The following is a 24,356-nucleotide window of genomic DNA, read 5'->3' on the forward strand; positions in this document are numbered from 1 at the left end:
CTTAGATAGCGTATTCCACAGTTACCGGGGAATGGTCAGTCCAACGCGCGTCATAACTTGGTGCCCTGTGTACTTTGTACTTTCCAGAGACCTTCGCAAGTGCTGGAGTTGCTAGGTGGTAGTCAATTCTCCAGCCGGCATCGGTGTCAAATGCCTTACCCCGATAGGACCACCAGGTGTATGGGCCAGGCTTGTTTGGATGCGCGGCTCGACCGATATCAACCCAACCCTGCTTTCCCATAAAGGTATCGAAGTAGGCACGCTCTTCAGGCAAGAAGCCAGCGTTTTTCAAGTTACCTTTCCAGTTCTTGATATCCAGCTCAGTGTGTCCAACGTTTAGATCTCCAACCACCAAAGCCAAAGCCTGTTCTTTGGTGAGCTTCGCCATGCGGGATAGCATTGCTTCTAGAAACTTGTATTTTTCAACCTGCTTAGGGGTATCAACTTCACCGGAGTGAACGTAGCAACTCACAACCGTCACCTGTTTGCTGCCAACTTTGAAAACACCTTCAAGCCAACGCCCTGCCGAATCAAAGTCCTTAGCGCCAAGTGCGACTTTGGATGCGACCGCGGGAACTTGGCTTACTAATGCAACCCCGGCTCGTCCTTTGGCAGATGCTTCGTCGTGCAGGATGTGCCACTTACCGCCATTAATGGCAAGTCCACCGTGTTCGTTGAACAGCTCATCCAAGTCAGCTCTGCTGGCTCTAACTTCCTGAAGAGCAAGAACATCGGCGGTAGATTTTTTCAGCCAGTCACCCATGCCGTTACGAAAGGCTGCGCGCACTCCATTGACATTGATTGTTGCAACTTCAAATGGTTTTTTGGTGGGCACTAAAAGCTCACTAAGACTGCGTCACCTTGAACTTCGACTGTTATTTTCCCTAAGGCTCGCTGCGCTGGGCCTTTAATTACAGATCCATCATCGGCGTTATAAACAGCGCCGTGGTTGTCGCAGACAATTTCCGAGTTTGAAACATTGCTCATCACAAATCCTGCATGGGTACAAACCGCACTAAATGCGCGGAAGACATCCTGTGAGGGGTGAGTAATCAAAATAGGTGTTCCAGAAACATCAAACTTCTTTCCAGAACCCACAGGAATATCTGTTGTCTTGCAGACCTCTACTGCAGCCGATCCATTTTCAGCTGGAGCCTCAGATTCAGTTGCGCCTGGCTGGACTTCGGTCTGCGGTGCGCAAGCTGCCAGGGCTGCTGCGGCAGAAACTCCAACGGCGGAGGCGATTACTGCGCGACGGGAAACCATTACGGTCTGCCCTTCAAAATTGCCTGCTTTACCTCGGCAATAGCTTTTGTCACCTGAATTCCTCTAGGGCATGCTTCGGTGCAGTTAAAGGTAGTCCGGCAGCGCCAGACACCTTCTTTATCGTTCAAGATGTCGAGTCTGAGCTCAGCACCTTCATCGCGAGAGTCAAAGATGAAGCGGTGCGCGTTCACGATAGCTGCTGGGCCAAAGTACTGACCGTCGGTCCAGAAAACAGGGCAGCTAGTGGTACAGGCAGCACACAAAATGCACTTGGTGGTGTCGTCGTAGCGCGCGCGCTGCTCAGGAGACTGCAATCTTTCTTTTTCTGGGTTGGCTCCAGCAATCAAGAATGGATTGATGTCGCGGTAGGCCTTGTAGAAAGGTTCCATGTTGACAATCAAGTCTTTTTCAACAGGCAAACCCTTGATTGGCTCAATGTAAATCGGCTGGGTGATGTCCAGATCCTTGATTAGAGTCTTGCAAGCCAAACGGTTACGCCCGTTGATTCGCATTGCATCCGAGCCACAAACACCGTGCGCGCAGGATCTACGGAAAGTCAATGAGCCATCAATTTCCCATTTGATCTTGTGCAGGGCATCTAGAACACGATCGGTTCCATACATAAGTACGTCGTAGTCAACCCACTTAGCTTCTTCGCTGGTCTCCGGGTCAAAGCGGCGAACCATGAGAGTTACCGTGAATGACGGAATCTCCGCGATTTCTTTAACGCTTTCGACCATTAGTACTTACGCTCCATCGCTGGGTAGTTGGTAACAACAACAGGTTTCCAGTCAACCCGAATGTCTTCCCCGGGCTTAGTTGGAACAACCTTGGTTTTGTATGCCATGGAGTGAACCATGAAGTCTTCATCGTTTCTGGTCTCGTAATCCTCACGGAAGTGACCACCGCGGCTTTCCCGGCGCTCGCGAGCTGTCATAACCAAAACCTCTGCAAGATCGAACAAGAAACCCAGCTCGATTGCTTCCAGCAAGTCAGTGTTGAATCTCTTTCCGCGGTCTTGAACTGCGATGTTTTCGTAGCGCTTTCTAAGCTCAGTTATCTTATCTAGTGCCTCATTGAGAGAATCTTCGGTGCGGTAAACCTGGGCGTTTTTGTCCATGGTTTCCTGCAATTCTTTTCTCAGCACCGCAATCTTCTCGGTGCCGGTTGAGTTTCTTGTTACTGAAAGCAAGATTTCAACTTGAGCGGTGGCGTTTTCAGGAACTGGAACAAAGTCAGCATCCTTGGCGTATTCAACCGCATAGATTCCTGCACGCTTACCGAAGACGTTAATGTCTAGTAGCGAATTGGTACCCAGGCGGTTAGCCCCGTGCACCGAAACACATGCACATTCACCGGCAGCGTAAAGACCAGGCACCACAGTGTCGTTGTCGCGAAGAACTTCGGTTTTGACGTTGGTTGGAATTCCACCCATCGCATAATGAGCAGTTGGGAAAACTGGAACCGGTTCGGTGTAAGGCTCAACACCAAGATAGGTTCTTGCAAACTCTGTAATGTCTGGAAGCTTGGCGTCAATAACTTCTGGTGGCAAGTGAGTAAGGTCCAGAAGCACGTAATCCTTGTTTGGACCCGCGCCTCTTCCTTCACGAACTTCGTTAGCCATCGCTCTTGCAACCATGTCTCGAGGAGCAAGGTCTTTAATGGTCGGTGCGTAACGCTCCATGAATCTTTCACCCGAAGCGTTTCTCAAAATTGCACCCTCACCGCGGGCTGCTTCGGAGAGCAAGATCCCAAGACCGGCCAAACCGGTCGGGTGGAACTGGTAGAACTCCATGTCTTCTAGGGGAAGACCCTTGCGCCAGATGATTCCAACTCCGTCACCAGTCAGGGTGTGAGCATTAGATGTGGTCTTGAAGATCTTTCCAAAACCACCGGTTGCAAAAACAATCGACTTGCCCTGGAACACGTGCAGATCCCCAGTAGCTAGCTCGTAAGCAACAACAGCTGCTGGACGCTCCACGCCGTCAACCTCGTTCATAACTAAGTCAAGAACATAGAACTCATTGAAAAACTCGATGCCGAGCTTGACGCAGTTTTGGTAAAGGGTCTGCAAAATCATGTGACCGGTTCGGTCAGCTGCGTAGCAAGATCTTCTAACTGGAGCTTTTCCGTGATCTCTGGTGTGACCACCAAAGCGGCGCTGGTCGATTTTGCCATCTGGGGTTCTGTTAAATGGCAGCCCCATGTTCTCCAAATCGATAACGGCCTGTACGGATTCCTTGGCCAAAATCTCAGCCGCGTCTTGGTCAACTAAGTAGTCGCCACCCTTAACGGTGTCGAAGGTGTGCCACTCCCAGCTGTCTTCTTCAACGTTGGCTAACGCTGCTGCCATTCCACCCTGAGCTGCACCGGTGTGAGAGCGAGTTGGGAAAAGCTTTGATATAACTGCGGTGCTAGCGTGAGGACCTGCTTCAATGGCAGCGCGCATTCCTGCACCACCGGCACCAACGATTACTACATCGTGTTTGTGGAAGTGGGTCTTTGTTGCGGTTTCGCTAGCGGGCAATTACTAGTTCCTTACTGAGCTGGGCAGAACGATGGCAGCGCTTCTAGTGAAGCGCCGATAGGGCATGGGTCGAAAGTAAAGATAACTAAAGTGCCCAGGGTAACTAGCGCAGCACACACACCCCAGAGAGTAAACACAAGTGTCTTTCGAACGCCTTCTCTTTCGGTGTAATCGTTGACGATGGTTCTCATACCGTTGGTGCCGTGGATCATGGCTAGCCAAAGCATGGCTAGATCCCACCACTGCCAGAACGGGTCGGCCCATTTACCAGCAACGAAAGCAAAGTTGATTGCCTTGATGCCACCTTCTGGAACAACCAGGTTTGAGATCAAGTGAACAAAGATCAGAACTACCAGTGCCGCACCGGAAACCCGCATGTAAATCCAGCCATACTTTTCCCAGTTGGCCTGCTTTTTTGACCTAGGAGAGTTTGGGGTCTCGATAACTACTGACATCACCCGCTCCTAACCGAAAACATTCATCAAGTGACGGGGGGCAAAAGCAGCGAACAAGACAAATGCAGCTCCAACCACAACCCAGAACATCACGTTCTGGTACTTGGCGCCCTTGCTCCAGAAGTCAATTAGAGCAATGCGAATTCCATTGAAGCCGTGGTACAAAATCGCTGCCACCAGTCCAAGCTCAGCGACCCCAATAAGAGGTGTCTGATATGTGGCGATTACTACGTTGTAGGCCTCCGGGGCCACTCTGACCAAAGCGGTATCTAGAACGTGCACCAAAAGGAAGAAGAAGATGGCAACACCGGTAATTCGGTGCAGCACCCAGGACCACATACCCACTTTTCCGCGGTATAAAGTGCCTGCAGGCATTGTTGGCAAGTATGTCTCCTATGAAACGAGATGGGCTTTGGCTTAAATTCTAACCCCGAAACAATCTTCCCTATGCTCATGCGCCCAAGGTGAGCTAGGGTTTTTCTTGTTATGGCAAATCCAAGAAAGCCCAAGGATCGCTTCCACGCAGTTATTCCTGCCGGGGGAGTTGGATCTAGACTTTGGCCACTTTCCAGAGCTTCCGCACCTAAATTCCTTCACGACCTAACTGGCTCTGGTCAAACCTTGTTGCAAGACACCTGGGACCGAATCGCGCCAATAGCTTCCGCCTCTAGAACCATGATTGTCACAGGAGAAGCTCACGAGCAGGCCGTAATGACCCAGATTCCCGAGCTTGATCCCAAGAACCTAGTGATTGAAGCCAGCCCCAAGGACTCAACAGCAGCCATCGCGCTCGCGGCAGCTATTTTGGCCAAAAGAGAGCCGGATGTAATCATCGGCGCCTTTGCTGCCGATCACGTGATCACAGACAGCAAGGCATTCCAAGACGCAGTGCACCAAGCCATCGAGCTAGCTGCCCACGATCGAATCGTAGTAATAGGTATAACCCCAACCGAACCATCGGTTGGCTTTGGATACATCAAATCAGGTGACCCAATCAAGATGGCTGGTGCACCCTCGGCACTAGAGGTCGAAAAATTCGTCGAGAAGCCAAAGTTTGAAAGAGCCAAGAAATACGTCGAATCAGGCAAGTACCTGTGGAACGCTGGAATGTTTATTACCCCAGCCGCATTATTGTTGCGTCAGCTTGCCAAGAGCGAGCCTGAGCTACATGCCGCAATTTTGGAACTAGCGGCTGCCTGGGACACCGATAAAAAAGATGCCACTATTGCCAAGCTATGGCCGGGGCTCAAAAAAGTCGCAATCGATTACTCGATTGCCGAACCAGCCGCCGAAGCAGGACTCGTTGGTTTGATCCCTGGAAAGTTCAGTTGGCATGACGTTGGGGACTTTGCGGCTATCGCCGAATTGCAATCACAGGGCAGGAAAAACAACCTTGCCGTCCTTGGCGCAGCCAGAGTTTTATCTGATGACTCGAGTGGAATTTTGGTTAGCGAGACCAATCGCATGATTGCGATCATTGGACTTGAGGACGTAATCATTGTGGACACCCCGGATGCGCTTTTGGTAACCAATAAGGCAAACGCCCAAAAGGTTAAAGCTTTGGTTGACTCTTTAAAGGCAACCGGCCACGACGAAATTCTCTAAACCCAGCCCATTTGTATCAATTTCATCTCGAAACGATATAGCCTCGGCGTTGCGGAAATTTACCGCCTGTTTGCCAGTTATTCTTGTCCCATACCGCGAGTTGTGAACGCCACGGCTCGTACCCAAATAGGAGGAACTAAGTGAAGCTATTTTCACGCTCAAGTGCTGCTAAGGCACTAACACTGGCTGCTGTTTCAGCACTAGTGCTTTCTGGTTGCGCAGCTGCACCAGAAGATGAAGCTACAGATGCAGCAGCAGTTGATTTTCTTGCGTGTGCAGTTTCTGACGAAGGAAACTGGAACGACAAGTCTTTCAACGAAGCTGTTTACACAGGTCTAACCCAGGCAGAAGCTGAACTAGGAGTAACAATCAATGCTCTTGAGTCTGCAACACCTGAAGACTTCGAGCCAAACCTACAGGCAAGCGTTGACGCAGGTTGCGACCTAATCATTGGTGTTGGATTTGCTCTAGGAGATGCAATCACCAAGATCTCTGCTGAGAACCCAGACCTAAACTTTGCTTTGGTTGACTCAACTTCTGAGAGCGCCAACGTAAAGCCATTGCTATTCGAAACTGCTGAGGCAGGCTTCCTAGCTGGTTACGCTTCGGCTGACTACTCAACCTCCAAGACAATCGGTACCTACGGAGGACTTCCTTTCCCTTCAGTTACTGACTTCATGACCGGTTACTACTACGGTGCAATGCAGTGGGGTATCGACAACGACACCGAAGTAACTGTTCTAGGTTGGGATCCAGCTAACCCAGACGGCGGAGACTTCATGGGTGGATTCGCTCCAAACAACCCAGAGGGTCTAGCAATTGCAAAGACTCAGCTTCAGGCTGGTGCAGATGTTCTATTGCCAGTTGGTGGAAACCAGTTCACCGCTGCTCAGTCCGCAATTGATGAGTTGAACCCAGACGCAGTTATGTTGGGTGTTGACGTTGACATTGCTGCTGGTAACCCAGATCTAGCGCCATACATCTTCACCTCCATTGAGAAGAGAATGACCATCGCTACATTCGATGTAATCAAGGGCCTAGTTGAGGGAGCTGCATTCGATGCAACTCCTTACGTTGGAACTCTTGCTAACAAGGGTGTTGCAATCACTCCATTCTCTGACTTCGCTTCAAAGGTAAGCTCGGGCCTAGCAGACAAGCTAGCCGAACTTGAGGCTGGAATCATTGATGGCACCTACAAGCCAAAGGGCTAGTAGCTAAATCACTGTTGAAGACCGGATGCTCCTTTTGGGGCATCCGGTCTTCAATTTTTTATGTGGCAGAATAAAGTCTGACTAAAACAATTTGCACATAGGAGTGCTGGATGAGACTAGAGCTAAAGGGGATCACCAAGCGCTTTGGTGCCCTCGTAGCTAATGACTCAATTGACTTAGTGGTTGAGTCTGGACAAATTCACAGCTTGCTCGGTGAAAACGGAGCGGGCAAATCAACCCTTATGAATGTGCTCTACGGTCTGTACCAGGCCGACGAAGGTCAGATTCTCCTGGATGGCAAGGTCGCAAAATTCTCAGGCCCCGGAGACGCAATGGCTGCGGGTATAGGCATGGTCCATCAACACTTTATGCTCATCCCGGTTTTTACAGTGGCTGAAAATGTGGCGCTAGGTCACGAGCCGACCAACAAGCTTGGAGTTCTAGACCTGGATGCTGCAAGAGCACTTGTTAGGAAGATTTCTGATCGTTTTGGTTTCGATGTTGACCCAGACGCTTTGGTTGAGGATTTGCCCGTAGGTGTTCAGCAGAGAGTTGAAATCATTAAGTCTTTGGCTCGTGACGCAAAAGTCCTAGTACTTGATGAACCGACAGCTGTTCTGACTCCCCAGGAAACTGACGAGCTGATGGAAATCATGCGCGGACTAGCCAAATCGGGAACTTCTATAGTCTTCATCACTCACAAACTGCGAGAAGTAAAAGCGGTGGCTGACAAGATAACTGTTATTCGCCAGGGCCGGGTTGTTGGCGAGGCTAAGCCAAGTGCTGAGACAAAAGAGCTTGCCAGCATGATGGTTGGGCGCGATGTTGGACTTACTGTCGAAAAAAAGACTGCCGCGCCTGGCAAAGTGGTGCTGAATGTTCAAGACCTCTCAGTTCTGGATGATCGTGAACAGCGGGCGGTTGATCACGTAAGTTTTGAAGTCAGGGCTGGCGAGATACTCGCTATCGCTGGCGTCCAGGGAAACGGCCAAACAGAACTGGCCGAGGCAATTCTGGGCCTTCGAGGGCTGCACTCTTCCGCCGGAGATATCTCAATTTCAGGATCAAGCGTTCGAGGAAAGTCGGTTAGAACAATTCTTGAAAAGGGTGTCGGCTACGTCCCAGAAGATCGGCAAAAAAACGGACTCATCTCAGAGTTTTCCATCGCGGAGAACCTGATGCTAAATGGCTCATTCACTAAGCCATTTGCCAAGGGGTTGGGAATTGCCTTTGCCACCAGAAACAAAATAGCCGATGAACTAGTCAAAGAATTTGACGTTAGGACAACATCTGCACAAAGCGCTGCCGGAAAACTTTCCGGAGGTAACCAGCAGAAGGTTGTTTTGGCCAGGGAGCTTTCTCGGGAAGTGGAGTTGTTAGTTGTTTCTCAGCCAACTCGTGGAGTGGATGTTGGCTCTGTGGAATTCATCCACGAACGGCTGGTTGATGAAAGAAACAGCGGTAAGGCAGTCCTTCTTATCTCTACGGAACTGGATGAAGTTTTGGCTCTCGCCGATCGAATTGCCGTGATGTATCGAGGAAAAATTGTTGGAATTGTTGATGCCAATACTGATAGAGCAAAGCTTGGCCAGATGATGGCGGGTGTAGCGGCATGAGTGAGAAGACAAGAAAAGAACCAATCAACTGGAACGCAGCACTGAAGGAAATTCTTTCCGGTGGAATAACACGAACGGTAATGTCTGTAATTCTGGGCTTTGCCGTTGGAGCGTTTTTCATGATTATTTCAAACAAAGAATTTCTCCAGAGCGTGGGCTATTTCTTCGCAGACCCATTAGCTAGCTTGCGTGCAGCGGGAGATGTTGTTGGCGCAGGGTACGGGGCGTTATTTAAGGGTTCAATTTACAACGCCAGCGCTGCAACTTTTGAAGGTGCAATTAGACCCCTGACCGAAACTCTAAGGCTCGCAGGCCCACTGATCGCTGCCGGACTTGGTATCGGTCTTGGTTTCCGAGTGGGACTATTCAACATTGGTGGTACCGGTCAGCTTGTCTCTGGTCTAATTTGGGCAACGTTTGTCGCGACTCGAATAGAGCTTCCTCCAGTCATACACTTTGTGGTCGCGATTGTGGCTGCAATAGTTGGCTCAGCGATTGTAGGTGCCTTTGTTGGTTTTCTTAGAGCGCGAACAGGGGCTAATGAAGTAATCACCACGATTATGTTGAATTACATAATCATTAGCTTCTTCAACTTTTTGCTTTTGGATAACAACTTGCTACAAGGTGCTACAGCTGGTGGGCACACCAAGTCTGATCCTGCATTCGAGACGGCAAAACTTCCAGGACTACTCGGTGAGAATTTCGCGCTCAACCTGGGATTTGTCTTGTCCATTGTGGCCGTGGTTGTCTACTGGTGGCTCATGGAGAGATCAACAATTGGATTTAGGCTCCGAGCTGTTGGCTTCAATGCTTCGGCTGCAAAAACCGCAGGCATTAACGTCGAGGGAACCTATATTCTTGCCCTAGGTCTATCGGCAGCGTTTGTTGGAATAGCCGCCGCTAATCAAGCTTTATCTTCAACCGGTGGAGTCACACCAACCACCCACGCTGGTATTGGTTTTGATGCCATAACTGTTGCGCTTCTTGGTGGATCAACTGCTTCGGGTGTGTTACTGGCTGGGCTGTTATTCGGTGCCTTTAAAGCTGGATCATCGGCTATTCAGATTGAAGGAATTTCTCCTGACGTGCTCGGCATTGTCCAAGGTGCGATTGTTTTGTTCATTGCTGCCCCACCTTTGATTAGGGCAATCTTCCGTCTTCCGCCGCCGCAGACTACGACGATGCTGAGTGCCCTAAAGTCGAAGTTTTTTAGTCGAGGAGGAAAATAATGGCCACTGAGACTAAAAAGGAAGTTCGCGAGTCCTGGAAGACACCAACTGTCATGGGCTCCATAGCCGCAGTAATTTTTGTTTTCTTTGGAATCCTCGGTAAATCTGAAATTGTTTCATTCGAACTAACTGGAGTCAGGGAAGCGATCCAGCTGCCTTACTTGGACATTCCTTCCAGCGTACTGGGAACTGTGGCTGGGATTTTCTTGCTTGCCATAACTGGATATGTGGCATGGCAGGTTAGTCGAAACGTGCGAGCATCAATTTGGTTCTCAATGCTCTTTGGCGCTATAGCGCTGGTGGCGCTTTTGGGCTGGCTGGCAGCAGGTTCTGTGGTTCCAGTGGCTTTCATATTGGGTTCAGCCTTGGTATTGGCTGTCCCGATCATGCTTGGAGCAATGGCCGGAGTAATGAGTGAGCGAGTCGGCGTTGTGAACATTGCAATTGAGGGTCAGCTACTAACTGGGGCTTTCGTTGCTTCCGTGGTCAGCACTCTTACTGGAAATCAAATCATCGGCATTGTCTCCGCCATGGTTACCGCAGCTCTATTTTCAGCAGTGCTGGCAGTATTTGCGGTGCGCTTTTTAGCTCAACAAATCATTGTTGGCGTGGTTCTAAACGTTCTGGCGATTGGAATAACTAACTTCCTTTATCAGCAGTGGGTAACTGAGGATGAGTCCGCGACGAATAGCCCAGGTACTCTTCCAATCATTCATGTTCCGTTTCTTGGAGATATTCCTGTTATCGGACCAGTTCTATTTCAAAACAGAATCACAGTTTTTCTTGCGATTGGAATTGTGATCGTTTTGTGGTTTGTGCTTTTCAAGACCAAATTGGGTCTGCGAGCCAGAGCCGTTGGAGAGAACCCTTTAGCTGCAGACACAGTTGGCATCAACGTCTCTCGCACTAGATTCTGGTGGGTAACACTTGGCGGGCTTTTGGCCGGACTTGGAGGCGCAGCCCTAACCGTTGGCAGCTCAGGATCCTTCGGGCGTGAAATGTCCGGCGGATTAGGATTTATCGCTTTGGCCGTTGTTATCTTGGGACGCTGGCACCCAGGATATGCCACGGCAGCAGCGCTCCTATTTGGCTTCTCAATTATTTTGAGAATCTGGGCTAACCAAGTTAGCCCAGGAATTCCTACTAACTTCATCACCATGGTCCCGTATCTTGTGACAATAATTGCCGTAGTTGGATTCGTTGGTCGATCTAGACCGCCCGCCGCTGACGGTATTCCTTATGTGAAGGGTTAGAAGATGCAAATCGACTGGGAGCTACTTCGTACCGAGGCTATTGCAGCAATGCAAAAAGCGTACGTTCCGTACTCGAAGTTTCCAGTTGGCGTTGCAGCTCTAACAGAAGACGGTCGAATAGTTTCGGGCTGCAACATCGAGAATGCTTCCTACGGTGTCACCTTGTGTGCGGAGTGCTCCATGGTCAGCGACCTATTTAGAACTGGCGGAGGCAGGCTAGTTGCTTTTTACTGCGTCGACAAGCACAACAACATCTTGATGCCGTGTGGCAGATGCCGTCAGCTACTCTACGAACACTCGGCGCCTGGAATGTTGCTGGAAACTGTTTCAGGCATCAAAACCATCGATGAAGTTATTCCAGACGCTTTTGGGCCTAGAGATCTGGATGCTAGAGCTTGAGCACTTTTGATGCCGTTGACCTGATTATTGCTAAACGCGAGAAGCAGGAACTTTCAACAGAAGCTATTGATTGGCTAATTGCGAATTACACCGCAGGTGTGGTGGCGGACGAGCAAATGTCAGCGATGGCTATGGCCATCTTGCTAAATGGCATGAATGGCCGCGAGATCAAAGATCTCACGATGGCCATGATTGCATCCGGTGAAAGACTCAACTTCGAATCCCTTGGTGTTCCAACAACCGATAAGCACTCAACCGGTGGAGTTGGCGACAAGATCACATTGCCACTGGCACCACTGGTAGCAGTATTCGGTGTTGCTGTGCCGCAACTATCTGGTCGAGGATTAGGTCACACTGGCGGAACTCTAGACAAGCTCGAATCAATCCCTGGCTGGAGAGCAAACCTATCCAATCAGGAAATGACCAAGCAGCTTGCTGAGGTAGGCGCGGTTATCTGCGCCGCTGGATCAGGTTTAGCTCCTGCGGACAAGAAGCTTTACGCGCTGCGGGATGTGACCGGAACCGTGGAGGCAATTCCGCTGATTGCCTCTTCAATCATGAGCAAAAAAATTGCTGAAGGAACTGGCTCACTTGTCTTGGATGTGAAGGTCGGTTCTGGCGCATTCATGAAGGATTTTGCAAGAGCCAGGCAGCTCGCGGAGGTTCTAGTTCAGCTCGGTAAAGACGCTGGTGTGAACACGTCAGCGCTACTGACTGATATGTCAACACCTCTTGGACTAAAAGTTGGCAATGCGCTTGAGGTTGAAGAATCTGTTGATGTGCTGGCTGGCGGTGGACCATCGGATGTAATCGAGATAACAGTTGCTCTGGCCACCGAGATGCTCAATCTTGCGGGAGTCAAAGATGTTGATGTTGCGGCTGCTTTGAAAGATGGTCGTGCGATGGATAAGTGGCGCGCGATGATTAGCGCGCAAGGTGGAGATCCAGACGCCAAGTTGCCAGTAGCGAAAGAAACTCAAACGGTGGTGGCAGAGTCTGACGGAGTGATTTCAGAACTAGATGCACTAGCTGTCGGCCTTGCTTCCTGGAGGCTTGGTGCCGGAAGGGCAAGAAAGGAAGACCCGGTTCAATTTGGAGCCGGAGTTACCTTGCATGCACAACTTGGAGACACAGTCAAAAAAGGCGCTCCGCTATACACCTTGCATACCGATGAACCAGGCCGCTTTACCCGGGCCGCCGAGACCATCGCGAAAGCTTATAAAATTGAGGCTCAAGCTCAAGTGACGCGAAAGCTGATACTTGATCGAATATCTAACTAGTTGCTTTGACAAGGAAAAACCACAATGGCCACAAACATCAAGGCACTGCCTAAAATCTCTCTTCACGATCATCTAGATGGTGGCCTAAGACCACAGACCATGATTGATTTGGCTGACAAGATTGGCCACAAACTTCCAGCAACGGATGCAACCGAACTAGGAAACTGGTTCTTCGAATCCGCTGACTCGGGTTCACTAGAGCGCTACCTAGAAACTTTTGATCACACCACTGCCGTCATGCAGACCGCCGAAGGTCTTTCTCGCGTGGCAAAAGAGTTTGTACTTGATTTACATGACGACGGTGTGATTTACGGTGAAGTTCGCTGGGCGCCAGAGCAGCACCTATCAAAGGGCCTAACTCTAGATGAAACAGTCGAGGCCGTTCAAGATGGCCTTGAGCAGGGAATGTCGGAAGTTGAAGCAGCCGGAGGTTTCATTAGAACCGGACAGCTGGTCACCGCCATGCGTCAAAACAATCGCGGTATGGAAATTGCGGAGCTAGCTGTCCGCCACCGCGATAACGGCGTTGTTGGATTTGACATCGCGGGACCTGAAAAAGGATTCCTCCCGGTCAATCACAAGGCGGCTTTCGAGTATCTTGCGGAGCAACTGTTTCCAATAACAGTTCACGCTGGAGAAGGCGATGGAGTTGAGAGCATCAGGGATGCAATCGTTTCCGGCAGGGCGCTTCGACTAGGTCACGGCGTCAGGTTGATTGAGGACGTTATGTTCTCTCGCGCAGAGGGCGACACCGATGTTGTTGTCCTTGGCGAGGTAGCCGAGTGGGTGCACGATCGAGGAATTGCTTTAGAGCTTTCGCCTTCATCGAACCTGCAAACTGGAGCTATTTCTATGCTTGGAGAAACCATGTCAGATCACCCATTCGATATCTTGTATGAACTTGGTTTCAAGGTCACGGTCAACACCGACAACCGCCTTATGTCTAGAACCACACTCACTCGCGAGCTTGAGCTTCTAATGAGCACTTTTGGTTACTCTCTGGCTGATCTAGAGCAGTTCCAGCTAAATGCTGCTGAGGCATCATTCCAAGCACTTGATGACCGTGAAGAACTAATCGACATGATTAGCGAGGGTTTCGCTAACGCCTAGCGGGACTTTTTTGGCAATGTACTAGAGGTATAGGCTCTTTGAATGTCACTTCCAAATCCTGGTGAAAGCCCAAGAACTGAGATAAACCGTCTCAAGCAGCGCTCGGTTTCAGATCGCGATGCGATGTATGAGATTTTGGACTCAACTATCTTGTGCCACATCGGATACGTGGAAAGCGGACAACCTTATGTTTTGCCCTACGCTTTCGTGCGCGACGGCGACAGAATTCTCATCCACGGTTCATCTGGTGCTAGGTTCATGCGAGAACTAGCCAAGGGCGCACCAACTTGCATCACCGTCACAAAACTAGATGGTCTCGTACTTGCCAGGACAACTTTCGATTCGAGCATGAACTATCGATCAGTTGTGATTTTGGGAACCGCAGAAGAAGTCACCGGAGATGACAAGAATGAGCTTCTTGAAAAGGTAAGCGACGGACTGGTGCCAGGTAGAACCCTAGAGGTTCGAAAGTCAACCAACAAGGAACTAGCAGCCACAACTTTGCTTTCAATTTCGCTTGCGGAGGCCTCGGTTAAAATCCGCTCAGGTATGCCTCACGACGACGAGGGAAGTGGAACGGGTGTATGGTCTGGGGTCATTCCACTTCATCTAGTTGCCGGTGAGCCAATTCCCTCCGACGAGGAATCACAAAACCTTCCGATTCCACAAAGTGTAAAAGAATTTAGGGCTAACCCAAAGGGTTAGTTCAACACTTGCCGCATGGCGGCTTCTAGTTCAGCAAGAAGTTTTTGGGACTGAGCTTCGTTATCTGAAACGGCCTGCAGGTAGCACTTGAGCTTTGCTTCAGTACCAGAAGGTCTAACAATCACAGTTCTACCATCTTGGAGCTTGAACCTAAGTGCATCGGTTGCAGGTAGCGAACCAGAGCCCTTGTTCATATCCTCAAAGACCGCATCTACTCCCGCTATTTGTGCAGGGGGATTGGTACGAAGCTTATTCATCAGGTTGGCAATCACAGTCAAGTCAGTTACTCGAATGGATATCTGTCCTGTTGCGAAGTAACCATAGCGCTGCATTAGTTTGTCTAGCTGGTCTCCAAGGGTGTAGCCCTGATTGGCCAGCGCGGAGGCGATGTCGGCAACAATCAGCGCAGCGGATAGTCCGTCTTTGTCTCGAACCTGACCCCAGTCAACGCAGTATCCAAGCGCTTCTTCGTAACCAAAGATCAGGTTCGGAACCCGGCTTACCCACTTGAATCCAGTGAGGGTCTGCTCGAATCCAAAACCGTAATGCTCTGCAACTTTACTCAACGCAGAGCTAGAAACAATCGAGCAAGCTAGTGAGCCCGTTCTACCCTCACGAGAAGCGCGTGAAGCCATTTCCTCGCCAAGAATCAAACCAAGTTGATCTCCTGTTAACTGCTGGTAACCACCATCAGCTTTTTTGAAAGCCACGGCTAAACGATCGGCGTCTGGATCGTTTACTAAAACTAGGTCAGCTTGCTGATCTTCCGCCGTGGCTAAGGATGCATCCATCGCGCCAGGCTCTTCGGGATTTGGAAACGAAACGGTTGGGAACTTACCATCAGGCTGCTGCTGCGATAGAACCTGTGTTGGCTCGGCTAAACCCGAAAGCTTAAAAATCTCCTGGATAAAGCTTGCTCCAACACCATGCATTGCGGAGTAAACAATCTTGATGCTTTTTCTCTCCGAATGCTTGTTTAGCAGCCCGCTGACTGACTGCAAGTAACCGGATCTAACACTTGTTGGCACTTCGACAAATGATTCAGAACGCGCAAGCGATGCAACCGAGCCAGACCTTGCGAATTCCTCAATGTGTTTTGCTATTTCTGCGTCCATCGGGGAGATAATCTGTGATCCGCTAAAGTCATAGACCTTGTAACCGTTGTCACCCGGTGGGTTATGTGAGGCGGTGACCATTACTCCAGCCGATGCCCCAAGATTTCTTACCGCGTAGGCAACCAGCGGGGTTGCGGCAAGTTCTGGAAACAAGAAAGCCCTGATTCCAAATCCTGCAAAAATCTGAGCGGAATCCTTGGCAAAAACGTCGGAGTTTTTTCTTGCGTCATAACCGATTACTACGCTCGGGTCATCAAAGTTTTCCTTGAGGTACTTCGAGATGCCAGCTGCGGCTTGAGCCACCAGAACTCTGTTCATCCGATTTGGTCCTGCGCCCAATAAGCCTCGAAGCCCCGCAGTTCCAAAGCCAATTCGCTGGCCAAAGCGGTCTAATAGCCCAGCCTCATCAGATTCGGATATCAGCTTTTCTAGCTCGGCAACAGTTTCCGCATCAGGATCTTGTTCAATCCAGTTGCGCGCTTGTTGAATCAGGGTTTCTAGCTGGGTCATATCTTTTTGATGATTGCTGCAAGCAAAGCGCTAATTCGTGGCTCTGCCTCTCGTCCGGCTTCAAGAACTTCAGCGTGAGATAGGGGAGTCTTCTGAATACCAGCTGCAAGATTGGTCATTAGTGAGAATCCTAGAATTTCCATTCCGGCTTGACGCGCTGCAATTGCTTCTAGAGCAGTGGACATACCAACTAAGTGACCACCCATGTGCTTTACCATTTGGACTTCAGCCGGTGTTTCATAGTGCGGTCCTGTGAACTGCGCGTAAACACCCTCATCCAAGGTGGCATCAACTGTCCGTGCTAGTTCGCGCAATCTCTTTGAGTAAAGATCGGTTAGATCAATGAAGGTTGGACCCTCAAGTGGGCTGGAGGCAGTTAGGTTGATGTGATCGCTAATCAATACTGGTGTTCCTGGCTTCCAAGTGTCTTTTATTCCTCCACAACCGTTAGTTAAAATCATGGTCTTTGCACCTGTAGCGGCTGCGGTTCTTACCCCGTGCACGACCCTTCGAACACCGTGACCTTCATAGAAGTGAGTTCTTGCTCCAAGAACCAAGGCGTACTTGCCACTAGGCAACTTGATGGAACGAATTGAGGCAACGTGACCTTCAACAACCGGAGCTGAGAATCCAATAATGTCCTTAGCCGGAACGCTGGCAACTTCTTCACCGATGAGGTCAGCTGCCTTTGCCCAGCCAGAGCCTAGGGTCAGTGCGATGTCGTGAGTTTCTATTCCAGTTGCTTCACGAATTTGATCGGCAGCCTGTTTGGCAATTTCGAATGGGCTATTGCCATGTATTTCCAGTGGATTAGTCATGGTTTTCAGTCTAGCTGTCGAGCGCAAAGTTGAAATTAGGCCCTAAATAGATGGCATGAACAGCCCAAACTTCGATTAGTCCTCAAACTCGATTAGGACAGTTCCAGAGGGAACAGTTTCACCGACTGAAACCTTTACGGCCTTAATGACGCCATTGCGTGGCGAAGATATCGACTGCTCCATCTTCATGGCTTCAAGCACCAGAACCTGATCTCCCTCGACTACTTTGTCACCGGCTGCTACCGCAAGCTTGACAACGGTTGATTGCATAGGAGCTTTTATAGATTTGTTACCCGCACCACTTGAGCCGTGGTGTGAGGAGATTTTTCGCTTTGGTGCGCGCCCGCCGGTTGCGCTAGCACTGCCTCCTTGCAGCATTCTTGCAGGAAGACTTACCTCAATGCGTTTTCCATCAACTTCAACAACCACATTCTTTCGGGCATTGGAAACTTGATCAATCGCATCCAGCTGACCACCCCATGGCTCCAAATCGTTCACCCATTCTGTTTCTATCCAGCGGGTATAGACACCAAATTTTCCATCACTTGCAATAAATTCCGGGTCATTGACAATCTTGCGATGGAAAGGAATCACTGTAGGCAAACCCAAAACCTGCAACTCGGCAAGAGCTCGCCTTGATCGCTCAAGTGCTTGAGTACGGTCCTTGCCGGTAACAATAAGTTTTGCAATCATGGAATCAAAGTTTCCAGAAATTGAATCTCCGGATTCGACACCGCTATCGACTCGAACCCCTGGCCCACCTGGCGCTCTAAAGACGTGCACTGATCCGGGAGCTGGCATAAAGTTTTGGCCTGGATCTTCACCGTTTATTCTGAATTCGAAACTGTGGCCGGAAACCTCAGGGTCCGGGTAATCAATCAACCCACCCTCGGCAATGCGGAACTGTTCTCTGACTAGATCGAGCCCGGTTACCTCCTCGGATACCGGGTGCTCAACCTGCAGCCTGGTGTTTACTTCCAGAAAAGAAATAGTTCCGTCTTGAGCCACCAAGAACTCACAGGTGCCGGCTCCGATGTAACCAACTTCTTTCAGTATCGCCTTGGACGATTCATAGAGCTTGGTGGTTTGCTCAGAGGAAAGAAATGGCGCCGGTGCTTCTTCAACAAGTTTTTGGTGCCTGCGCTGCAAGGAGCAGTCTCTGGTGGAAACGACCACCACATTGCCAGCGCTGTCGGCAAGACACTGCGTTTCAACGTGGCGAGGCTTCTCAAGATATTTTTCAACAAAGCATTCGCCTCTTCCAAAAGCTGCAACTGCTTCTCGGGTAGCAGATTCAAACAGCTCGGCAACTTCTGATTCTTGATAGGCGACTTTGATTCCACGGCCGCCTCCACCGTAGGCAGCCTTGATAGCAACCGGTAAACCGTGCTTGGCAACGAAGTCGAGCACCTCTTGAGCATTTTCAACGGGGTTCAAAGTTCCAGGAGCAAGTGGTGCACCCACTTTTTCGGCAACGTGCCTGGCCGAGACTTTGTCGCCAAGGCGTTCAATAGCCTCTGGGGTTGGGCCAATCCAAATTAGACCAGCTTTGGTTACGGCCCTTGCAAAATCTGCATTTTCTGCGAGGAAACCATATCCGGGATGGACAGCGTCACATTTTGCTCTTTTTGCAATTGAGAGAAGTTTGTCAATAACGAGGTAGGTTTCAGCGGAGGTAGTTCCGTTTAGGGCATAGGCCTCATCGGATACCCTGACGTGCAAGCTATCGCGGTCTTGATCTGCATAGACCGCAACTGATTTTCTACCGCTGTCTTTTGCGGCTCTGGCGATGCGAACGGCGATCTCGCCACGGTTGGCGATGAGTACTTTTGTGATCAATCCGCTCATAAGACAGAATCCTATTGGCTATTGATGGGTCGAAATTGGCCCTTGGCTACAAACAATCAGCACAAACCCTGTGATTAGCGCCAAAGACTGGTGTATTCAACTCCCAGTTGGCCGCAAAGGTCTCTAACGACACCTAGCGATAAGCCAACCACGGTGTGTGCGTCACCTTCTATTCGTTCAATGAACGCACCACCAATGCCATCAATAGTGAATGCCCCTGCGACTTTCAAGGGCTCAGTGGTAGCAACATAGGCTTCGATTTCTTCATCTGTGATGTTGGCAAAGTAAACCTTGGTGGAGCTAGTTTTGGAAACCACCTTCGGTGCACCTGGGTCTCGATTATCAATCAGGCAATGACCGCTGTGTAGGACACCGTGGTTTCCACGAAGTTGCTTCCAGCGCTCAATCGCCACTTCGGCAAGATGCGGTTTACCAAGGGTTGATCCTTGAAACTCAAGAGCCGAGTCACCTCCGAGCACCAGGGCTCCAAAAGTCTCCTGCATAGTTACTACCGATTCCGCCTTGGCGTCTGCCAGGTATTGAACCAACTGGGAAGTTGTGTGATGTGGATTACTGGCTTTGAACTGATCGGAAAGTGCTTGCTCATCAGCGGTTGGGATAAAAACCTCCGGGTCAATCCCTGCAGCTTTGAGCAGGGAGTGCCTAGCGGGCGAGCTAGAGGCCAAGACTAAACGGGTCACGGATAAAGACTACTTGGAGCTGTGGAACACTTGTCCAATGAGCAAAACAGAGAATTGGCAAGACCGCGAGCTTGAGCTAGAAATTGAAAAGGTTGCCCACGGTGGCATCTTCGTAGCAAGGCACGAGGGCCGCGTGGTCTTTGTTTCTCACACCGCGCCAGGAGAAAAAGTCCGGGCGAAAGTTTTTGAAGACAAGGGTGGATCATTCTGCCGTGCAGAGACAATTGAAGTTTTAGCCCCCTCCGCCAAACGAGTTACTCACATCTGGAAAGAAGCCGATCGACTAGGAGCTGGAGGCGCTGAGTTTGGACACCTAGCGCTGGAATACCAGCGTCAGCTAAAAACCGATGTCTTAGAAGAATCGCTATCTCGAATGGCAGGAATCAACCAGCGCGTGCAAGTCATGGCGGTGCCTGGAGACGAGCTCACAAACGGACTCGGCTATCGAACCAGAATTCAATTGCATGTTTCCGAAGAGGGGGTAGCAGGGCCCTACCGGGAGAGAAGTCACGAAGTTGTTCCCGTGAAATCACTGCCGCTAGCCGTCGCAGAGATTAACGAACTTGGAGTTCACCTAAAGAATTGGCAAGACGTGAAGCGCATTGAAATCTCCAGTGCTTCAACGGGAGGAATTCAGTGGTTCATTGATAAGAAAATCAAAGGTGACAAAAGACTCACTGAGCGCGCGCTAGGTAGAAGTTTCAGAATCTCGAGCGGAGGTTTCTGGCAGGTACACAGGGGAGCAGCCGAACTTCTAGCCTCCCAAATTGTTGAGCTTTCTGAGGGACTCGAGGTTGAAGCCAACAACTTGGATCTCTATGGGGGTGTTGGATTATTTTCTGGAGCGCTTGCGACCAAATACGGTAAAAAACTGAACATCACCACCGTCGAGTCATCAAAGGTGGCAACCAGCGATGCTTCTGCCAACCTGGTTGACCTAGCTAAACATAAAGCGGTAGCTGCGCCGGTGGAGGGCTTTTTGAAACTGCAAATCAAGCAAGGTCTAGAACTATCTGGAGCAACTGTAATTCTCGATCCCCCTAGAGCTGGTGCCGGCAAACAAGTTGTTGACCAATTGAGCTTCCTGAAGCCCAAGAAAATCATTTACGTTGCCTGCGACCCGGCATCTTTGGCTAGGGACCTAAAGACATTTACGAGTTCCGGCTACAAGGTCGAGACCATTTCAGCCTTTGACTTGTTTCCTCACACCCACCATTTCGAAACCCTAGTCAGTTTGGTTACTGAATAACTTTTCTGGCGTTCCTACTATCACGTGAAATCAAAAAGTTACACTTGTCATTATCAACAACGTACCGATCAAAGCTAATTGATTGACTTTTGGAAAGATTTAGATGTTAGGAGAACCCGGGCTTATTTTTAGCCCGGGTCTCTTACCCCAAACCATTCGAGCTTTCCCCTTCGGTAGCTATAAGCGAACGGCTGTGCAATCAGTCTAGTTAGGTCTTTCGGCAAACAAACTTAACTCTGTTAATGAAATACTCTGTTACTTCCTGGTTCTAAATTTCACCCTTGAAATCTGATCGCCACTCTAGAGCTCCGGAGACGTTGCTCTCGCGAAGCATCTGGCTACCTTTCGCCCAGTTCGGTTCTGGTTGTGCCGACTCAGTTGCGCCGACTGCTTCGCGCAAAACGGCAACTACTGCCGCCAACTCCTTTTCGGTTGGATTTCCTGTAACGACTTCTAGCTCAGCGGCTATATCTTTATCTTCACCGTTTGGCATTAGAGCGGAATGTTTCCATGCTTTTTGGGAGGTAACGATGCGCGCTTGGTGCGCAGAGCTCGAAGAGCCTTGATGATTGAGACTCTGGTGGCCGCCGGTTCAATAACTCCATCGAGTTCACCTCGCTCAGCTGCTAAGAATGGTGAAGCTACGTTATAGGTGTACTCGGCAGCTAGCTCGGCACGAACTTTGGCTATGTCCTTACCGGCTTCCTCCGCTTCTTTAATCTTGTCGCGGAACAAAATGTTCACAGCTCCCTGGCCACCCATAACGGCAATTTCAGCGCTTGGCCAAGCCAAGTTGATATCTGCACCAAGCTGTTTGGAGCCCATGACGATGTATGCGCCACCGTAAGCTTTCCGAGTAATAACAGTCACCAGTGGAACGGTTGCTTCTGCGTATGCGTACAACAGCTTTGCCCCGCGCCTGATAACTCCGGCCCACTCCTGATCGGTTCCAGGAAGATATCCTGGAACATCCACCAGGGTGAGAATTGGAATTGAAAACGCATCGCAGAAGCGAACAAATCGTGCCGCTTTTTCACCCGCGTCAATATTTAGAGTTCCTGCCATCGCAGATGGCTGGTTGGCAATAATTCCAACACTTCGGCCATCAACTCGTGCAAAACCAATCAAGATGTTTGGTGCAAACAATGGCTGAACTTCCAAAAAGTTTGCCTCGTCAACCAGGTGTTCGATTACGGTGCGCATGTCATAGGGCTGGTTTGGTGAGTCAGGAATCAGTGTGTTTAGTTTCTTATCAAATTCGGTTACTTCAAGCTCCGAGTGTGAGTCATAGACAACTGTTTCGCCTAAGTTGTTTTGAGGCAGGAAGCTAAGCATGTTACGCGCGTAGTCGAGGGCGTCATCTTCGTCGCTGGCTAGGTAGTGAGCCACTCCGGAAGTTTCGTTATGTGCCCTGGCACCGCCGAGCTCCTCCATGCCAACTTCTTCACCCGTCACGGTCAAAATCACATCAGGGCCGGTAACGAACATGTTTGAGGTCTTATCAACCATGATGACAAAGTCAGTCAATGCGGGGGAGTAAACAGCGCCACCTGCGGCTGGGCCCATGATGATTGAAATCTGTGGAATAACACCTGAGGCCATGGTGTTTTTTCTAAAAATCTCGCCGTACTTACCAAGAGCCACAACACCTTCTTGGATTCTGGCTCCACCGGAATCCAAGATGCCAATGATAGGCACCCCTGTTGAAATGGCCAGATCCATTATTTTGATGATCTTGTTTCCAGCTGCTTCACCAAGCGATCCACCAAATACCGTGAAGTCTTGTGAGTAAACGGCAACTTGTCTGCCGTGGATGGTTCCAAATCCAGTAACTACGGAGTCACCGTAGGGGCGATTAACGTCCATGCCAAAAGCATTAGATCGATGACGAACAAACTCGTCTACTTCAACAAAAGAGCCCTTATCCAAAAGGATGTCGATTCTTTCGCGAGCAGTCTTTTTTCCCTTAGCATGTTGTTTCTTTACAGCGGCATCACCATTGGCGTGGACCGCCTCGTGGTAGCGGTGCCTAAGGTCTTCGATTTTGCCGGCAGTGGTGGAAAGGTCTGCCTCTGAGCGCTTTTCAGTCAATGTCTCTCCATATGCTTTTTGGCAGTATCGGACCAACTTTATAGGAGGTAATAGGTGATGTTATTGCAGCTTTACGCAGAGAATATTTCCATATTGGTGAGGATTCCTACAAACCAGCCCTGGCCTAGGCTTTACCCATGGAATACCCCAAGACCTCTCTAGTAGCTAACGGCCTGTTGGCGCTTGCGGAAACTGGATCCACTAACCAGGACCTATTGGCCCTGGCTGCCTCAAACCAACATCCAGAGTTTTTTACCCTTGTAACTGAGTTTCAAACAGCCGGGCGGGGTCGCCTGGATAGAAAGTGGCAGGCAGCTTCCGGTAGTTCCGTCATGGCCTCAGTATTACTTCGACCCAGTTTCAAAGACGACTCTGCAATCGGGTGGCTTAGTTTGATGATGGCTGAGGCGATTAGAACCGCGCTCGCCGAAGTGGGTATCGAATCCAAGATCAAGTGGCCAAACGATGTTTTGGTTAAAGGCCAGAAGATTAGCGGAATACTGGCCGAAGCAAACTCAGACTTATCGGCTGTGGTGGTGGGTTTTGGAATCAACGTGAACCAAACCGCACAAGAGCTACCAACTGGCTCCGCTACTTCTTTATTAGTAGAAGGCGCAACCAATCTCGATAGAGACAGCTTGCTGGCACAAACCCTAAGTAGCTTCCAGCAGGTTTACTTGGACTTTGTTGGAGCTGGCGGTGACGCTGTGGCTAGTGGCTTGCGAACAAGAATCATAGAGTCATCGGCAACGATCGGAGAGCTGGTTGAGGTCTTGTTTCCAGATGGTTCATCGGCAGTTGGTGAGGCGATTGGAATAGACGAAGGTGGCAGGTTGCAAGTCGTGACTTCTACCAAGACACTAACTGTCTCTGCCGGCGATGTCCTACACCTAAGAACTGCAAAGCGGGAAGATTAGATAGTGAATGAAACTTTTGAAACTAAATTGGTGCGACTTCGCCCAAGGGCAGCTGCTTTACTGTTCCCAACTTTGGTTTTAGCAGCAAGCTCATTTTCAGTTATCTACTTTTCCGAAATGATTTCCGCAGATCTGTATCAGATTGTCCTATGGGCGGCCATCGCGGCAGTTTCGCTTTTTTGGTTAGTGCCATTGCTTAATTGGCTGGCCGCATCACTTGTGATCACTGACCAGAGGATTATTCACCGTTCGGGCCTATTTGGATTGCGTAAAAAAGTGCTAAACCTTTCGGAGCTTTCTTCGATAGCAGTTCAGCGCCCCAAGCCACTTCGAGCAAAGGCGATTTCCTTGGTCAAAGTTGATGGCCAGGTCATTACTGTCAGCGGCTACTCTAGACCTAAGCAGCTAGCCGCCGCCATTGAAGCCGAGGCAAGCAAAACTTCTTAGTTGT

At 49.9% G+C, this 24,356-nt stretch carries 24 protein-coding genes; 12 read left to right on the forward strand and 12 right to left on the reverse strand.

Annotation, left to right across the window (positions count from 1 at the left end):
- Nucleotide 1 precedes the first annotated feature (1 nt).
- From AC9UCN_RS02050 to sdhC, 6 genes are read right to left on the reverse strand one after another with little or no spacing between them, the layout of a single operon-like run.
- Nucleotides 2–835 carry an exodeoxyribonuclease III gene (locus AC9UCN_RS02050; protein ID WP_509523262.1) on the reverse strand — a complete coding sequence of 278 codons (834 nt, stop codon included), beginning with the start codon at nucleotides 833–835 and terminating at the stop codon, nucleotides 2–4.
- Complete coding sequence (locus AC9UCN_RS02055) at nucleotides 835–1,266, reverse strand: Rieske (2Fe-2S) protein (protein WP_509523264.1); 432 nt, start codon at nucleotides 1,264–1,266, stop codon at nucleotides 835–837. Before AC9UCN_RS02055 ends, AC9UCN_RS02050 begins: the two co-directional genes overlap by 1 nt.
- Complete coding sequence (locus AC9UCN_RS02060; RefSeq protein ID WP_509523266.1) at nucleotides 1,266–2,006, reverse strand: succinate dehydrogenase iron-sulfur subunit; 741 nt, start codon at nucleotides 2,004–2,006, stop codon at nucleotides 1,266–1,268. Before AC9UCN_RS02060 ends, AC9UCN_RS02055 begins: the two co-directional genes overlap by 1 nt.
- Entirely contained in the window at nucleotides 2,006–3,793 is a 1,788-nt protein-coding gene (gene sdhA, locus AC9UCN_RS02065; RefSeq protein ID WP_509523267.1) for a succinate dehydrogenase flavoprotein subunit, read from the reverse strand. Before sdhA ends, AC9UCN_RS02060 begins: the two co-directional genes overlap by 1 nt.
- Before the next feature lie 11 nt (nucleotides 3,794–3,804).
- Entirely contained in the window at nucleotides 3,805–4,248 is a 444-nt protein-coding gene (locus AC9UCN_RS02070) for a succinate dehydrogenase hydrophobic membrane anchor subunit (protein WP_509523269.1), read from the reverse strand.
- A gap of 9 nt (nucleotides 4,249–4,257) precedes the next feature.
- Complete coding sequence (gene sdhC / locus AC9UCN_RS02075; protein WP_509523650.1) at nucleotides 4,258–4,623, reverse strand: succinate dehydrogenase, cytochrome b556 subunit; 366 nt, start codon at nucleotides 4,621–4,623, stop codon at nucleotides 4,258–4,260.
- A gap of 111 nt (nucleotides 4,624–4,734) precedes the next feature.
- Here sdhC and AC9UCN_RS02080 point away from each other — a divergent pair, with 111 nt between their 5' ends.
- The 9 genes from AC9UCN_RS02080 to AC9UCN_RS02120 all read left to right on the forward strand — a co-directional run bounded on the left by AC9UCN_RS02080 (nucleotide 4,735) and on the right by AC9UCN_RS02120 (nucleotide 14,656).
- Nucleotides 4,735–5,853 carry a mannose-1-phosphate guanylyltransferase gene (locus AC9UCN_RS02080; RefSeq protein WP_509523271.1) on the forward strand — a complete coding sequence of 373 codons (1,119 nt, stop codon included), beginning with the start codon at nucleotides 4,735–4,737 and terminating at the stop codon, nucleotides 5,851–5,853.
- Nucleotides 5,854–5,993: 140 nt separating this feature from the next.
- Complete coding sequence (locus AC9UCN_RS02085; RefSeq protein WP_509523273.1) at nucleotides 5,994–7,064, forward strand: BMP family lipoprotein; 1,071 nt, start codon at nucleotides 5,994–5,996, stop codon at nucleotides 7,062–7,064.
- A 110-nt stretch (nucleotides 7,065–7,174) separates the two neighbouring features.
- Nucleotides 7,175–8,680 (forward strand): ABC transporter ATP-binding protein, encoded by a 1,506-nt coding sequence (locus tag AC9UCN_RS02090; protein ID WP_509523274.1) that lies wholly within the window; start codon nucleotides 7,175–7,177, stop codon nucleotides 8,678–8,680.
- On the forward strand, nucleotides 8,677–9,909 hold the full coding sequence (locus tag AC9UCN_RS02095; protein ID WP_509523276.1) for an ABC transporter permease: 1,233 nt from the start codon (nucleotides 8,677–8,679) through the stop codon (nucleotides 9,907–9,909). The genes AC9UCN_RS02090 and AC9UCN_RS02095 overlap by 4 nt, the downstream gene beginning before the upstream one ends.
- Nucleotides 9,909–11,162 carry an ABC transporter permease gene (locus tag AC9UCN_RS02100; protein WP_509523278.1) on the forward strand — a complete coding sequence of 418 codons (1,254 nt, stop codon included), beginning with the start codon at nucleotides 9,909–9,911 and terminating at the stop codon, nucleotides 11,160–11,162. The genes AC9UCN_RS02095 and AC9UCN_RS02100 overlap by 1 nt, the downstream gene beginning before the upstream one ends.
- Nucleotides 11,163–11,165: 3 nt before the next feature.
- A complete protein-coding gene (locus tag AC9UCN_RS02105) occupies nucleotides 11,166–11,561 on the forward strand; it encodes a cytidine deaminase (protein WP_509523279.1) in 396 nt (131 codons plus the stop codon).
- The gene (locus AC9UCN_RS02110; RefSeq protein ID WP_509523280.1) at nucleotides 11,558–12,841 is read left to right on the forward strand and encodes a thymidine phosphorylase; all 1,284 of its coding nucleotides are present in this window, start codon (nucleotides 11,558–11,560) and stop codon (nucleotides 12,839–12,841) included. The genes AC9UCN_RS02105 and AC9UCN_RS02110 overlap by 4 nt, the downstream gene beginning before the upstream one ends.
- A 24-nt stretch (nucleotides 12,842–12,865) precedes the next feature.
- Entirely contained in the window at nucleotides 12,866–13,951 is a 1,086-nt protein-coding gene (locus AC9UCN_RS02115; protein ID WP_509523281.1) for an adenosine deaminase, read from the forward strand.
- 42 nt (nucleotides 13,952–13,993) lie between these two features.
- Nucleotides 13,994–14,656 (forward strand): pyridoxamine 5'-phosphate oxidase family protein, encoded by a 663-nt coding sequence (locus AC9UCN_RS02120; protein WP_509523283.1) that lies wholly within the window; start codon nucleotides 13,994–13,996, stop codon nucleotides 14,654–14,656.
- On the opposite strand, the gene AC9UCN_RS02125 is transcribed toward AC9UCN_RS02120, so the two are convergent.
- From AC9UCN_RS02125 to AC9UCN_RS02140, 4 genes are all read right to left on the reverse strand, one after another.
- Nucleotides 14,653–16,281: a phospho-sugar mutase gene (locus AC9UCN_RS02125; RefSeq protein WP_509523284.1), complete on the reverse strand. Its 1,629-nt coding sequence runs from the start codon at nucleotides 16,279–16,281 to the stop codon at nucleotides 14,653–14,655. The genes AC9UCN_RS02120 and AC9UCN_RS02125 overlap by 4 nt on opposite strands.
- Entirely contained in the window at nucleotides 16,278–17,099 is an 822-nt protein-coding gene (locus tag AC9UCN_RS02130; protein WP_509523285.1) for a purine-nucleoside phosphorylase, read from the reverse strand. Before AC9UCN_RS02130 ends, AC9UCN_RS02125 begins: the two co-directional genes overlap by 4 nt.
- A gap of 75 nt (nucleotides 17,100–17,174) precedes the next feature.
- Nucleotides 17,175–18,947: an acetyl/propionyl/methylcrotonyl-CoA carboxylase subunit alpha gene (locus tag AC9UCN_RS02135; protein WP_509523286.1), complete on the reverse strand. Its 1,773-nt coding sequence runs from the start codon at nucleotides 18,945–18,947 to the stop codon at nucleotides 17,175–17,177.
- A 74-nt stretch (nucleotides 18,948–19,021) separates the two neighbouring features.
- Nucleotides 19,022–19,648, reverse strand: a complete 627-nt coding sequence (locus AC9UCN_RS02140; protein ID WP_509523287.1) for a Maf family protein — start codon at nucleotides 19,646–19,648, stop codon at nucleotides 19,022–19,024.
- A gap of 37 nt (nucleotides 19,649–19,685) precedes the next feature.
- Here AC9UCN_RS02140 and AC9UCN_RS02145 point away from each other — a divergent pair, with 37 nt between their 5' ends.
- Complete coding sequence (locus AC9UCN_RS02145; protein WP_509523288.1) at nucleotides 19,686–20,897, forward strand: class I SAM-dependent RNA methyltransferase; 1,212 nt, start codon at nucleotides 19,686–19,688, stop codon at nucleotides 20,895–20,897.
- A 268-nt stretch (nucleotides 20,898–21,165) separates the two neighbouring features.
- On the opposite strand, the gene AC9UCN_RS02150 is transcribed toward AC9UCN_RS02145, so the two are convergent.
- Nucleotides 21,166–21,390, reverse strand: coding sequence for an acyl-CoA carboxylase subunit epsilon (locus AC9UCN_RS02150; protein ID WP_509523289.1), 225 nt, complete (start codon nucleotides 21,388–21,390; stop codon nucleotides 21,166–21,168).
- Nucleotides 21,390–22,988, reverse strand: a complete 1,599-nt coding sequence (locus AC9UCN_RS02155) for an acyl-CoA carboxylase subunit beta (protein ID WP_509523290.1) — start codon at nucleotides 22,986–22,988, stop codon at nucleotides 21,390–21,392. Before AC9UCN_RS02155 ends, AC9UCN_RS02150 begins: the two co-directional genes overlap by 1 nt.
- A gap of 137 nt (nucleotides 22,989–23,125) precedes the next feature.
- Here AC9UCN_RS02155 and AC9UCN_RS02160 point away from each other — a divergent pair, with 137 nt between their 5' ends.
- On the forward strand, nucleotides 23,126–23,905 hold the full coding sequence (locus AC9UCN_RS02160) for a biotin--[acetyl-CoA-carboxylase] ligase (protein ID WP_509523292.1): 780 nt from the start codon (nucleotides 23,126–23,128) through the stop codon (nucleotides 23,903–23,905).
- A 3-nt stretch (nucleotides 23,906–23,908) separates the two neighbouring features.
- A complete protein-coding gene (locus AC9UCN_RS02165) occupies nucleotides 23,909–24,352 on the forward strand; it encodes a PH domain-containing protein (protein WP_509523294.1) in 444 nt (147 codons plus the stop codon).
- The last annotated feature ends 4 nt before the right edge of the window (nucleotides 24,353–24,356 follow it).

The organism is Rhodoluna sp., assembly GCF_036721215.1.
GTDB lineage: Bacteria > Actinomycetota > Actinomycetes > Actinomycetales > Microbacteriaceae > Rhodoluna.